This is a genomic window from Clostridium lacusfryxellense (genome assembly GCF_018861735.1).
Taxonomy (GTDB): Bacteria; Bacillota; Clostridia; order Clostridiales; family Clostridiaceae; genus Clostridium_AD; species Clostridium_AD lacusfryxellense.
In genome coordinates, this window is sequence record NZ_JAHLEB010000082.1 from 1 (window position 1) to 14,291 (window position 14,291).

Consider the following 14,291-nt stretch of genomic DNA (forward strand, 5'->3'; position numbering starts at 1 on the left):
GTTATAAATATCAAAGAACATAAGAGACCTATAAGGACAAAAGGTGACAGAGAAAAATTGATTAAAGCACTGCCACATGAGGTAATTGAATGTATACTTAATGCCGAAGAAGCTCTGTGTGGAATCTGCGGCAGTGAGCTTGATATAATCGGAAAGAAAAAAGTAAGATCTGAAATGGAATATATTCCAGCAAAACTAATAATGAAGGACTACGTCCAATATGTATATAAATGTGTTGATTGTGGAAAAAATGATACTAATCCATATGATTCAATAATTTGCGCACCTGTACCAGCACCTGTGCTTACGCACTCTTTTGCGTCACCTTCATGTGTGGCATGGGTAATGTATCAGAAGTATATGATGTCAGTACCGCTGTATCGCCAGGAAAAAGACTTTAAAAGAATGGGTGTTGAGCTTAAGAGGGACATGACGGCAAACTGGGTAATACGCAGCTCTGAATATTGGCTGAAGCCTATATATGAGAAGATGCACGAGCAATTGCTAAAATGCAGTGTTATTATGAGTGATGAAACAACCTGGCAGGTAAATCATGAGGAGGGGAAAAAGGCATCAAGTAAATCTTACATTTGGATACATAGAAATAACAACTGTGACGGTCCTCCCATAATTTTATATAAATATACTAGTAGCCGTTCAGGTGATCATGCTAAGAAGTTCCTTGAAGGTTTTCGTAGTTATCATGTTTCAGACGCATATTCTGGTTATGAAAAGGTTGAAGGAATTACACGGTGTCTTTGTTTCAGCCATTATCCTAGAAATATGATTATCCGAGAAAAATTTTCGTATATTGCATAAATACACGATTTTTTGATTATCTTCTCAGATAATGGTTATCCTTCTTAGAATAAAACTATAAAAATATTCTAAGGAGGTCAACCCTATGAATTCAGAAAAAATTAAAAATCTATCTTTTAGTGACTTACTTACAACGTTGCTCCAGTATCTTGAGGGAAAATCTTATACTCAACTGACCCTAGATAACTATCGCAAAACGCTTAAAAAAATTGAACCGTATATGATTAGTCAGGGCATCCATAATTATTTACCTGAAGTTGGCGTGCGTTACTATAAAGACTATTTCGTGGACCATGAATTAGGAAGCTCGCGTCAGAAAGCGATGATCACAGCAATCCAAAGACTAAATAACTTTTATTCAGGTACTGAATATATAATTCAGCAGAAACAAGAGATTAAGTTATTGACTAATGAATATGAACACGTATTAGATTTGTTCACTTTACATTGCACTGAAGTAGGTAATAAACCTATTACACTAAAGTCAAAAAGGCGATTTTTGCAATGTTTTCTAAAAGATTGCGTTTCACTTATGTGTTCAGACTTTCATTCTCTAAATCCACCTTATGTTACTAAAGCGTGTCTGATGGTTGAGAATAAAGATGGTTGGGCGGTTATAAGAGACTTCTTGAAGTTCTTAAGCACTAGCGGAATAATCGAGACAGATTTTTCGACACTTGTTCCTCACTATAGAAAGCCAATCAATATACCAGTAACCTACAACGAAGTAGAAATCTTTCAATTTGAAGAAGTTATTGATCGTACAAGCGATATCGGTAAGCGTGACTATGCAATGTTGATTCTGGCAACCAGACTTGGCATGAGATCGGGAGATATTGTAAAACTGTCTCTGGATGAACTGGATTTCGAGCATAATAAGATTGATTTTATACAGCAAAAAACAGGTGAAGTGTTACAACTCCCTATGCTATTAGAAGTCAAGACAGCACTAGTTGATTATATCAATAATGCACGTCCCAAAGCTATAGGTAATAATGTATTCTTGCGTCATAAAGCACCGTATCAAGAAATAACCACATCTGTTCTGCGCTTTGAAACTACAAGATACTTCAAAATGGCTGGCATTGATATATCAGGAAAAAAGCATGGACCTCATACATTCAGGTCATCATTGGCCAGTTCAATGGTTAATGATGATGTACCTTTTGACGTTGTAAGAAAAATCTTGGGGCATGCCGATCCTGATGCAATCAAGCATTATGCAAAGCTTGATATAGAGAAACTTCGCAAATTCGCGATAGAAGTACCAAAACCATCAGGCTTATTTAAAACATTTCTTGACGGAGGTGACCAATCATGATCCTGTTCAAGAGTGTATTAAAAGATGAACTTACTGATTTTCTAGAACTTCGGGAAGCTTCAAAAAGCAAATGTACCCATGATCACGATAGACATACATTACAGAGGTTTGATGAATATCTCTACACTATAGATTGTAAGGACAAAAACCTTTTAGAAGAACAGATGACTGGCTGGATCCGTACCCTTACTGGCAAAAGCGGTACCATTGCTAATGTAGTGGTTGTTATCAGAATTTTTTTGCAACATCTTAAGAGTTATGGAGTTAATGCATATTTACCACCCATTCCTAAAATCAGTGATGATTACTTACCATACATCTTCTCTAATGATGAGATGAATCACATATTTGCTATTGCAGATATGTTGCAGATGGGTCAGCCACGCAAAAATACCCTTATCCACATAGAGTATCCAATGATTCTACGGCTCATATATGGATGTGGGCTTCGAATTGGAGAAACGCTATTATTGAAAATGAAAGATATAGATCTTGATACAGGAGTGCTGAAACTAAAATATACAAAAGGTGGCAAGCAGAGGTTTGTCCCAATGGATCTTTCATTGACGGAAATCCTTAAGCAATACTGTATGGCTTTAGGAATAATCGGATATCCTGATGCATATCTTTTTCCAACCGTTGACCCTATTGAGGCAGTAACAACACAATCTGCACAACATAAGTTTAATGACATATTGGAACTGGGGGGTATTTCTCTACTTGGCAGGAAGAAAAATCAAAGAGGTCCCTGCATGCATTGTATTAGGCATGTTTTTGTGTTCAATTCTTTTGCTAAAGCGGAAAAAGACGGACGCAGAATAGATGACTCTGTCCCATACCTCTCCATATATCTGGGGCATGATAGCCTGAATGAAACAGAAAAATATCTGAAATTTAGTAGTGAAATGTTCCCAGAAGCAATGGATTTGTTTGATGGCTATACTGCACTGATTTTCCCAGAGGTGAATTTTCATGAATGAACCTTCGAAGTTTTTGGAACTGCTTGATGGATATATAACAAATTACATGCCTTGTTCAGTTGGTGCAAGTCACCATAACGTTACCTCGTATAAATATGCCTTTCGACTGCTGATAGAATTCATGTACTCCAAAAAAGGTATACCAGCGGATAAGATTACTTTTGAGCGACTTAATTATGGCAACCTAATGGAGTTTTTGGACTGGATAGAGAAAGTTCGCGGATGCAGTGTATCAACAAAAAACCAAAGGCTATCAGCAATCATTTCTTTCTCTGAGTATGCACAGAATCGAAATTTTGATGCTGCATCAATCTTTCGGAGCAGCGTTGTTAAGATTCCAATGAAAAAGGCCCAGAAGAAGCTACGTGCAGTGTTTTCGGTTCAGAAGGTATCGATATTACTTCGATTACCTGAAGATAACAAAAAAATCGGTCTCAGGGATAAGCTGTTGCTCAGCCTAATGTATGCAAGTGGTGCGAGAGCACAAGAAATCTGCGACCTGACTATAGGAAATATACAGTTTAATCTTAAAGGTGCCACTCTAAATATCAAAGGAAAAGGTGGAAAATCAAGGCGAATTGGCATCCCGGACACCTGTGCAAGGATGTTGCAAAAATATCTCATCCATAGAAAAATAGAATTAAAAACAGTCAGACATATTTTTTCGAGCCAGACCCATGAACAGATGACGGTTTCTTGTATTGAAGGTATCTTCAATAAATATGTACGTCTGGCAAAAGAAGAGAATCCATTACTATTCCAGGAAAACAGCTACCCACCTCATTCCATGAGGCATTCTACTGCCAGTCATATGTTAGAAGCAGGAGTTCCACTTGTTGTTATTAAAAATTTTCTAGGACATGTATCTCTTCAATCGACACAAATTTATGCGGAATTATCACAAAACACTGTAGACAAGCATTTGAAGGAATGGAATGAAAAATGGTTCCCTCATGATTCTATAGAAAACGATGAAATGAGGGAAGATAATAAGATTCCTGAGTTTTTAAATCTGTAATAGAAATATGATTAGATTATCTGAGAAAAACATGAGAATCTCTAACATTTATGCGATCTCAAGAGATCCTTCTCGGATAATCATATTTCTAGGATAATGGCTGTTATTCGAGAAGTGAGATAACAGCCATTTAAGAAGATATTATCTAGACGCTATTCCGTTGGATTCTGGAAAAAAAGAAATTCCAGGATCAGGCGGAGCCATTGGACGGGCTTATTGTGATAAACTCTTTAGGCTAGAAAGAAAATGGAAAGAATTATCACCTGAGGAAAGAAGAAAGAACAGACTTATATATAGCGTCCCTGTACTGGATGCCTTTTTCGCATGGGCAGAAAATACTTTTACTAATCAATACTACCTGAAGAAAGCTTTGGGATACACACTAAATCATAAAAAATATTTTACCAATTTTCTACTTGATGGAAAAATACCTTTATCAAATAATTTGTCGGAATTAGCCGTTAAACCTGTAGCAATTACGCGAAAAAACTCACTGTTTTCCGATTCGCCAGCGGGAGCAGAAGCGTCAGCTACTGTATTTAGCATTATAAATACGGCAGCAGCCAATAATTTGGATGCTTATAAATATCTTGAATATCTCTTCAGAAAGTTGCCCAATATTAATTTTGCATCAAATTATTCTGTGCTTGATGAATATTTACCTTGGGCAGATAAGGTACAGCTTGAATGCAGAATAACTACAGCTGAGACAGAAATAAACAAAAGGAGGTCCCTATCAGTGAGTCAGCCTAATATTGAATATATGATGAATATGACAAAAGAGTTTCTTAGTGGTGAAATTGATGGAATAGCTTATACCCTTGATTTTCCTTATGAGATTGAACAACGATACAAAAAAATGCATCGAGAAGATGATGATTATTGTGAATTGATATATGAATGTCTTTATGAAGAAGGTATAGCTATATATAACGATTTATCAGACACTGAATTTAAGAAACTTATTCGAAAACAGTATAACTACATAAAAAAAATTGCAAAAGAAGGATTTTATTAAAAGAAACAGCTTCACAGAATAATGTGAAGCTGTTTTTTCAGGTAACGGTATGTGTTCCATCGCTTACCTATTGTATGCGATTATTCATATAATGGATATATACAATAATAAATGATTAAATTGAATCTAGAATGGCAGATTGATTTATAGCATTTACTATTGTTTATAATATTACATTAGAATTTGTATTTATTTTATTCTAAACTTTAATTACAAGACACTGTGTTGACCTTCCTGTGTCTAGTAATTAAAGTTTATTCGTTTTCGAGGATAAAAAACACTATATTAAAATTGTTACATTCAGAATATTAATATGAACATAAAGCAAGTAACACTATATCATTGACCTGAACCACTAAATACGGACATTCTAAAACACCCCCATTGGGGGGATAATAAAACTATAATTCAGGTATATTTTCATGTCAACAGTAAAAGGCAAAAAACGTTTTGTTTCTGCAATTTTAAAATGTTCACCTATTAAAAGTTGCTTTATTACAACTTTATTTTTCAAACCTAGAAACTCTGCTATTTCCATTTGTGTTTTTCCCAGTGATACCATTTCTTTTGTAAATATAAAAGTTCTATGTCGTGAAATTTAAATGCTTGGAATTTGTCATTTACATTTATCGCTTACTTAGTACCGTGCTTACCAAATTGCTGGTTTTATATTCAATTTTAAATATGAATTTATTTAATTAGTCTACTATAGCGTTTACAAGCAGAGTATATTTACATTAATTAAAAAACGGCAAATAGCTTTCATAGTGAATGTAACTCAATTAAAGTATCTATCACTCACTATGAAAATGTTTTAGTTAGTATTAACATTGTAGAGAAGAGGAATTGAAATTACACATTAGATACTAAATTAAAAAAGCCTAGCGTAATTTGCTAGACTTAAATTCTGCCATTCTCTTAGAGGAGGATTAAGCTAATAAGTATTTGTTTACTTATACCATTATTTTATCAGATTGGAAATATAAGCGATGTACTAAGTTATCAAATGATATTAATATTATCAGATAGCTTTTATGACTTTCCTATATGAATATCATAAGTCTTTTCCCCTACAGCTTTAGCTGAATTTACATTAAACTCAACTTTAAGAATTTCTACTTCTTTTCTTGGTCTTTTATAGGAAATATTTACTTCGTCAGGTTTCTCAAAATTAATTCTTACTGCTTTCATTGCTTTAACAAGAATTTCAAGTATTTTTCCATAATTTTCATGGCTACTATCTAACCCATCTTTCGTTGTTGTAAATGGTAGCGAATACCGGCTTTTTTCATTAAGATTTAAATATCCTCTAAATCCATAATATTGCTCACTAAAAATTATATTTTCGTAATTATCACTTATCAACTTTAAATTCCAACCTGTTAATTTGCTTTTGTTTGTATCAATAACTAATCTTTCATTGAAGCATATATTCCAACCAGCCTCACTCATATTATCTATGCCTTTATACACTGTAACATTACCTTTAAATTTATTAATATTTATTTCCTTTTCATATACGATAATATCATTATCGTTCTTACTGCCTATCTTTATTAGTTTTAATACACCCTCTTCTTTTAGATATATTTTAATACCTTTCAATATGCAATCCTTAAACTTTAATTCTATATCTTGTCTTAACTTTGAAATATACCCTTTTTTATTAAATTCACTTTTTATACCTTTATTAATTTTTGTGATTTTTATGGTTGTACCATTTATATAGGAGCTACAACATTCAGATAAATCTATTGCCCAATCTTGCTTTTTAACCCACTGATCTACGTCTATTTTTACCTTAAAATGATCTACATCAGTATGAGATTCTAATTCTATTAGCCTTCCTATTTTGAACATAGCTCTCTTCATTCCAACATTATACCTACCAACAATATTACCATACTCACATGAGTTTGTAGTGTCATTACCGAACCTAAATACATGGTTTTTAGCACCTTCTAAAGTTATTCCTCCACAATTATCTCTTATAATAAATGTATTATTTTCTATCTTTAAGCTTATTTCAAATCCCTCTAGTGATTTGTATCCTCTAATTCGTTTTGCAGCATCAATTGAATTATCAATTAAATCAAAAATGGCACTCTCAAGTTTTATATCTCTAACCCAAGTTGTCGTAAAAAATTCTTTTCTTGGTAAAAGCTCAATTGAATTATCTATATTAATCATTCCTAATAATTACTATAGTATATTTTACTCATCGTAATATCAATTATGATTATAACCCCCATATTTTTTTATCAAACTTGAATTTTTTATCTTATTAATACTTTTTTGAGATTAAGATTTAAAATTTGATTTATAAGATATTTATACTTAGTCTTTAACCCATCCCATAACCTTTACTGTCTTTCAACCCACGTCACTAGCTTTTCCTTAATACAACTAGCCATTTAATATTACAATCTTTATTAATAACAGTGATGTAACTGTTATTAGAATGAAAAGTATAATAACTAAATTTTACGACCTTTTAGATACTAACAATATATATATGAATGTTAACATAGTAGATTTCTAATGATTATGAAGAACATTCTTTCCTATCATAAATTTTCTGAATGGATCTGCGATTAATTCTCGCTATCCCATATTACAGTTATTCTACATACATATTCATTGTATGGAAATAGAATTAAAACCCCTCTTTCTTTTTTGTTTTTGAGTTAATCAAAAAAATAAAAAAACTCCTATTGCTGATGTGCCCTTATTGTATAATTACTTATAGTTAATATGTTTTGGCTTTAATTTCATGTTGAATATTAAAAGTAGTATTAAACCAATTAATCAAACTATTAATATAGCCTCTAGTTAATGCTTTTAACCACCCTCAGCAAAAGGATTAATAAAGATCTTTTTAACTTAAAGTGTCAAATATTCTTATACATATGTAAAAAATATTATATATCTGCGAATATTACCACCATAGTCTTTAATTCATAATAATCTAAAGAACTTATGCCATATGTCATAAATATTTTCTATGGAAATCCGCATATCCGCATTTAAATTGCCTTTTCAATACTTATATATAATCAATGTGTAATAACTTTACTACACTTACTAAAATGAGTATAATTCTATATTAATATAGTTGTGATTTTATAGTAAGCTTATGATTTAATAATCCTCAACAAAAAAATACCATGTGATTTTATATTAGAATCACATGGTATTTAGTACGTTTCAACTAATTTTGCACTCCATAACGGAACAGGTTGTTGGTTTAATGGGTATTTCTATTGATTCAAGATAATTATTGCAAAATTAAATTTAAGTTCAACCATCATCTTGGAGGATTAAGATATTGGTTATTTTAATAGCATTCACTGTCAGAAGTTATTATATTATAAAATATTCATGGTACATTTAAAAGGTTCCATATTATATAAATATATTTAGTAATACCTAGATTAAATACTAAATTACAATCGGAAATTTTAATGACTATACCATTTGTTTATTGTAAATATAGATGATTTTCAAATATTTTGTTAAAGAATTTCTTTGACGAGAATGATATTTTCATTGAATTTTTTTTAAAGTTATATGCTAATTTAGATTGGTTATAACAAATCTAGATATTAACTAATTGTAACTTTTATTCGTCAAGTCCATATTATATAGCGAAAACAAAATACAATTCCGCATAAAAATCAAATAAATTATTGTAAGAAATAATTAATTATCAATTAAGTTTATTGTAGCTCAATTAAAAATTTCTCATTAAATTTATTGTAAAGAAGGAGAAAAACAATGGCATTTGATCCAAATTTATTTATAGTAAATATAAGTCCACAGCCTGCTAATATCGTCCTTGGAAAAACTGGCACAGTAACTGTTACGGCATCAAATAATAATCCTGCTGACTGGGGATATAATTTAACACTAACAATGACTATACCTGATGGAGTATCCTTTGATAGTTCAAGTGTGCCTCCTACAAGTCAGGTACTAAATCTTGACAGCACCATAACACTTACTTGGCTAAATATAACCGATCTTGCACCAAATCAAACAGGGTTCACCTTTCCAGTTACCTTGATGGTTGATGAAACGTTTAGGGCACTTCCTAACCTAGATGTACCATTTGATATTCCTCTTACTCCAGTTGCCTTAAGTGCTACTGTTGATACAAAACCAAGAGGTTTTGGTGAACCGGGTAATATTCAATATACTAAAAATGATTCTACAAGTGTAGTTCCGGCACGCTATATAATTAATAAAATTGTTCCAGGGAAATATCCAAAGGGAGCTGGAATACCTTTAGGAGTGGGTCCTCAGTGGCCATTTACACATCAAATTAATATAGATAATAATACGAGGCAAGCATCCTTAGTAGATATTACTGATAACATGGATAATGGAATTCGGTTTATTGGACCCATAACGGCTGTAGGTCCTGATTCAATACAATTAAGTCCACCAAACCCTGTTGTTGTCACCCCTATTCCGGCTGGACAGGATTTTGTAAGTATAACATGGAATAACATTAATTTAAGTGCTGGAGCGGTTGATGTAGTCAGCTATGACGTTGCGTTTTGGGACAACTATACTGTTGGAGGTATCGAAAATTCAGGAACCCGTATACTTCATCAAACTCCATTGAACAATGTAGTGACTATGACTGGTGCATCAGGTCCAGTTGCTTCTCAAGGGACAACTTTAGCTATGGATTTAACAATAGATAAAAGTCAAAATCCTACGTCAGCTGATGTAGGAATAAACATTAACTATACGCTAGCATATAAGGTTAACCAATATGATAGCTTAAATAGTGTAGTGGCTACAGATGTAATTAGTGATGGTCAAACATTTGTTGTAGGAGTTCCACCACCAACTTCAGTTTCAATTAAGAATCCTCTTACAGGTGAAACAACTGTCATTTGGGATCTGGGTGCACTTTTAAGCTCTTCTTCAGGGAGTATAACTTTTTCCACAGTAGTAGATGCTTTCTACACAGCTCCACCTTTAAATAGGCCTGTAGTAGCAGGAGATCCATTGAGTGATTTAGTTAATATTGATGGCATAAATGATAATTTTGGCACTCTTACCCCTGATAGTTCAGCAAGTTCAGCACTCATAACCATTCCTTCTATTACAAAACTGTTGCTAAACATTTATTATAAAGACGGTACATTAAAGCCAGTCGGTATAACTGCAGTTGCCCCAGGTGATATGGTTGAGTTTTCTATTAATTATATTGCTAATTTTTCGGCTGACCAAAAAGACGTATTTATAGATGATTTTTTCCCTTTGGCATTATCAGCAGCAGGGATATCAAATATCGTTTACAATCCATTTCTTCCTACTACAGGGCCATTACCTACAGGTAATAATGGAGTTGAATGGTTCTTGGCTCCTTTTGTTCCTGCTCAGACTTTCTGGAATGTTGATTTTAGAGTACCAATGGCAAATGTAAATTTTCTAGGAACAGAAAATAATTTAGCAAAATTAGAAATAAAGAACACAGGAGACATAGTATTCAGTGCTAGAGATCAGGTTCCAGTCGACTTTGGAGAACCTAATATGATTTTGACAAAGACAGTTTTAGGGCCTACTCCAAATGCGATACTTCCTGGTCAGAGCTACACCTATACGGCGGTAATAAAAAACCCTCAAAATATAGATAACACTGTGGTAGATGCTTTTGACCTTGATTTTTCTGACGTTCTACCCAATTTTTTAACATTCACACCAGGTACTCTAATTGCTACAGCTACAGGAGGTACACCTGTATTTAATCCTCCAGTATTTACTCCGCTAAACCTTATTGACATGCACATTACGAGGCTAAAACCTGATGATGAAATAACTGTGACTTATTCCGTAACTGTAGATCCAGGAATAGGACCAGGGCTTAGCTTGACCAATCAAGCCCATACAACATCCCCATACTCACAACCATTTGATCCTATTGGGGACAATTATCAATATCCTGGTTTGGAACGTGATGCAGACGTTACTTTGACAAGTAGTGGGGCTCCTCTTACCAAAACGGTAGATTTTAATGTTAGAGTTGTAGGAGATAAAGTGAATTATACAATATCTTGGACAGTTCCGGCAGGTCTTATTGCATATAATGTAGTCGTAACTGATATTTTACCTATAGGCCAATCCTATGACGATAATGCGTCCCCTCTTCCTTCTTCAGTCATAGGGCAGGTCATTACGTGGCCTACTATCCCTAGTGTTGATGCTACAGGAGGAGCTGTAACTCTGGTATATTCATTCAGAGCAAATATTGATAGCTCAATTTCTATAATACCACCATATACAGAAATACAAACCAATACTGGTAGAGTAAATTGGAATTCAGATCCCGGTGGTTTAGAACCTATGCAAGAAGATGGTACAGTAGATGTATTAGTAGAAAATCCACATGTTCTGCTTACTAAAGGGGTCAGAAATGTATCAAACGGTGAGGCTACATTTGGAAACTCTACAACGGCCATTGGAAATGATGTTATCGAATACAGTTTAATTGCAAATAATAACGGCAGTGCAGATGCTTATTTAATACAAATAGTTGATCAACTAGGTGGACTAGATTCAGGTACAACTTTTATTGGCGGAAGTATATTTACACCTCTAGGAACAACAGCTAGTTATGATGGAGTCAATAATTTAGTAAATTGGAACATTCCACTATTAGTAGTTGGAAATTCATTACAACTTCTTTTTAGAGTTCGTGTTAAAACCGGATTTTTACCAGGAACAAATTTATTCAATACTGGTACAACAAATTCATACTCGAATGTAAATTTGACATTTCTTTACCCACCTGAAAATTCAAATACTGTTAATATCCTGTTGCAAGCAGGAGTAAGGGGTATAAGTTTGTCAAATCTAATGGACACAGAGAATATAATTATAGAAGAATTTGACAACGCTGCTGTAATTAAAAATGGTTTATAATATCCATTGCTAGGTAAAAAATAGAAATTATATAAGTCTCAAGGAATTACTCCTTGGGGCTTATATTCTAATAGAAACTGTTATGGTAAGGCTTATACTCTTATGAATTAATTATAAACCCTTGCAGGCTAAAAAAACCTATTTTGAAAGAAGGATTGTAATGGATTATAAACAAAATTATGCATATAGTGATTGGACTGTTTTAATATATGCTGCAGGTAATAATGATTTGGAATACTATATATATCAACAATTTCAATTGATAATGAATTCAATTGATGCTGAAAATATAAATGTAATTGTTCAAATATCAAGGGTACCATGGTCTGGACAGCAACATAATAATGCAGTTGACATTGCCGAAGAATGGAATGGTACACGGCGTTATATTATAAGAAATAGGACTGCTGTGTTAGTTGATGATTTAGGTGAAATTAATATGTCACGCCCTAATACACTTCTAGATTTTTTAATATGGGGGGCAAGCACTTTTCCATCAAGAAATATAATGGCGATATTATCTGGTCACGGTGCTGGCTTTGTTGGCATTATGAAAGAAAATACTGAAAAAGGTGCAACTATTATGGGGATTCAAGGATTCGCTAAAGCATTAGCGATTTTTCGTAAATCTACAAATAAGAAAATTGATATTCTAGTATTTGATACTTGCTTTATGGATACCATCGAAATTTTGTATGCGATTGCGATAAACTCAAACGGGGCTGCTGTTTGTGCTATAATTTCAAAAAATAACCTCTTGGTTGAAGGTTTACCATATTATAAAATTATAGACATATTAAAAAGAGATAGCCAAAAGAATCAAAATATATTGCATCTTGATAAAGTAATAAATTTACTAATCACTTCAGTTAACATTAGCAAAAACCATAGAGATATTGACCTACTTGCAATTCACCTCTTTGAGGACGATTTTATAATTCTAAAAAAATTAATAGATTCTATTTCAGAGGTATTTAAAAGAGATAGTAATAAGTTTACATGTATGTTAACAAATTTGGGCTTTTACCTGCTAAACAATGACTTTATTGATTTATCAAGTTTACTTAATAAATACGTACACTATTATCCGGATTCAGATAATTCTCATAATGAGCTTTTAGAAGTTCTTAATAAAATCATTATTGCTCCTTCTTTAAACAAAAAAGATTTTGGTTTAAAATTATTTTTTCCACATAACTCTCAAGTATATTTAAAATATTTTGATCTATATAAGAAAATGTCATTTTGTTGTGATAACAAGTGGGTAGAATTAATTCACGAAACCAATTTGTGAACATAATGAAATAGTGAATTGTTTTGTGTAGTTATATTGAAAAATTGCAACTTTTTGAGGAAGGTTCATATTATGTAATGGTATTAATATTTAGTAATATAATAAAAATTATCATAAGGGAGTATGGTATATGTGGAAGATAATGAAAGTAAATATACAAAATGGACTTGTGAGAACCCAAAATGGACTTGCGGAAAACCAAAGTGTAATGATGATATTGATGAAGAAATAAAAAAAATAAAATGCATGTTGTGTAACCCACACTTTGGATTAGCAGAAATAAAAACAGAGGTAGCTGCAATAGAAAGTGCTGTACTAAGCCCAACGTTTGGTTTGGCAGAAATTAAAACGGAAATAGTTGCTATAGAGAATGCTGTTTTAAGCACAACATTCGGTTTAGCTGAAATCAAAACAGAAGTATTTGCAATAGAAAATGCTGTTTTAAGCCCAACGTTTGGTTTGGCAGAAATTAAGACTGAAATAGTTGCTATAGAGAATGCTGTTTTAAGCACAACATTCGGTTTAGCTGAAATTAAGACTGAAATTTTTGCAATAGAAGGTGCTGTATTAAGTCCAACGTTTGGTTTAGCTGAAATTAAAACTGAGATTTTTGCAATAGAAGGTGCTGTATTAAGTCCAACCTTTGGTTTAGCTGAAATCAAAACAGAAGTATTTGCAATAGAAAATGCTGTTTTAAGCCCAACGTTTGGTTTGGCAGAAATTAAGACTGAAATAGTTGCTATAGAGAATGCTGTTTTAAGCACAACATTCGGTTTAGCTGAAATCAAAAGAGAAGTATTTGCAATAGAAAGTGCTGTACTAAGTCCAACATTCGGATTAGCTGAAATTAAGACTGAAATTTTTGCAATAGAAGGTGCTGTATTAAGTCCAACGTTTGGTTT

General features: G+C 32.8%; 7 protein-coding genes and 3 pseudogenes. 8 read left to right on the forward strand and 2 right to left on the reverse strand.

Annotated elements, in window-relative coordinates; translation table 11 throughout:
* The 5 genes and pseudogenes from tnpC to KPL55_RS26860 all read left to right on the forward strand — a co-directional run.
* Window positions 1-780, forward strand: a pseudogene (gene tnpC / locus KPL55_RS24120) (IS66 family transposase); the annotation flags it as partial.
* Window positions 781-904: 124 nt separating this feature from the next.
* A complete protein-coding gene (locus tag KPL55_RS24125) occupies window positions 905-2,140 on the forward strand; it encodes a tyrosine-type recombinase/integrase (RefSeq protein ID WP_216309313.1) in 1,236 nt (411 codons plus the stop codon).
* The gene (locus KPL55_RS24130; protein ID WP_216309314.1) at window positions 2,137-3,120 is read left to right on the forward strand and encodes a tyrosine-type recombinase/integrase; all 984 of its coding nucleotides are present in this window, start codon (window positions 2,137-2,139) and stop codon (window positions 3,118-3,120) included. Before KPL55_RS24125 ends, KPL55_RS24130 begins: the two co-directional genes overlap by 4 nt.
* Complete coding sequence (locus KPL55_RS24135) at window positions 3,113-4,138, forward strand: tyrosine-type recombinase/integrase (protein WP_216309315.1); 1,026 nt, start codon at window positions 3,113-3,115, stop codon at window positions 4,136-4,138. Before KPL55_RS24130 ends, KPL55_RS24135 begins: the two co-directional genes overlap by 8 nt.
* A gap of 124 nt (window positions 4,139-4,262) precedes the next feature.
* A pseudogene (locus KPL55_RS26860) lies at window positions 4,263-4,850 on the forward strand (IS66 family transposase); the annotation flags it as partial.
* Window positions 4,851-5,526: 676 nt separating this feature from the next.
* Here KPL55_RS26860 and KPL55_RS24150 read toward each other — a convergent pair.
* Window positions 5,527-5,694: a hypothetical protein gene (locus KPL55_RS24150; protein WP_216309316.1), complete on the reverse strand. Its 168-nt coding sequence runs from the start codon at window positions 5,692-5,694 to the stop codon at window positions 5,527-5,529.
* A gap of 494 nt (window positions 5,695-6,188) precedes the next feature.
* Window positions 6,189-7,346, reverse strand: coding sequence for an ATP-binding protein (locus KPL55_RS24155; protein WP_216309317.1), 1,158 nt, complete (start codon window positions 7,344-7,346; stop codon window positions 6,189-6,191).
* A gap of 1,587 nt (window positions 7,347-8,933) precedes the next feature.
* Between KPL55_RS24155 and KPL55_RS24160 the strand changes: the two genes are divergently transcribed.
* The 3 genes and pseudogenes from KPL55_RS24160 to KPL55_RS24170 form a co-directional block, all read left to right on the forward strand.
* Window positions 8,934-12,095 carry a DUF11 domain-containing protein gene (locus KPL55_RS24160; RefSeq protein WP_216309318.1) on the forward strand — a complete coding sequence of 1,054 codons (3,162 nt, stop codon included), beginning with the start codon at window positions 8,934-8,936 and terminating at the stop codon, window positions 12,093-12,095.
* Window positions 12,096-12,255: 160 nt separating this feature from the next.
* Window positions 12,256-13,389, forward strand: coding sequence for a clostripain-related cysteine peptidase (locus KPL55_RS24165; protein WP_216309319.1), 1,134 nt, complete (start codon window positions 12,256-12,258; stop codon window positions 13,387-13,389).
* Window positions 13,390-13,521: 132 nt separating this feature from the next.
* Window positions 13,522-14,291, forward strand: a pseudogene (locus tag KPL55_RS24170) (hypothetical protein); the annotation flags it as partial.